General features: G+C 37.5%; 1 protein-coding gene. It reads right to left on the bottom strand.

Annotation, left to right across the window (positions count from 1 at the left end; genetic code table 11):
• The coding region (locus ELS83_RS22875) for a GIY-YIG nuclease family protein (protein WP_171597648.1) at nucleotides 1-197 on the bottom strand (197 nt) is incomplete at its 3' end.
• Nucleotides 198-461 lie beyond the last annotated feature (264 nt).

Raw genomic sequence — 461 nt, 5'->3', positions numbered from 1 at the left:
AATTGCTTCTCTCTTTTCATTGATTCCTGTTTTGTATGGAATGATTCTGTGTATAGAATTTCCCAAGGTCTATACCTCATGGTATAACCTTTAGTGGCCAACTCATTATGAGATAAAAACCTCGCCTGCAAGTCACTAGTATATCCAATATAAATTTTATCGTATTGGGGAGAATAAAGAACGTACACATCAAACATAGCATATTAAACTACAAAAAAAGCCGAAAGTATACACTTTCGGCTGATTCTAGTAGCGGGGGCCAGACTCGAACTGACGTCCGGCGGCTGCCGGATATGAGCCCTACCAATTTGCCATTATTATATTAACTTTCCATAATTCCTTTTAATCAATTCACGAATAAAATTTCTTCCCTGATGAGATTTCAGCTGCCTCTCTCTTTTCATTGATTCCTGTTTTGTATGGAATGATTCTGTGTACAGAATTTCCCAAGGTCTATACCT

This window comes from Marinifilum caeruleilacunae, assembly GCF_013141825.1.
Taxonomy (GTDB): domain Bacteria; phylum Bacteroidota; class Bacteroidia; order Bacteroidales; family Marinifilaceae; genus Marinifilum; species Marinifilum caeruleilacunae.
This window is presented reverse-complemented; position numbering and strand designations above follow the sequence as displayed.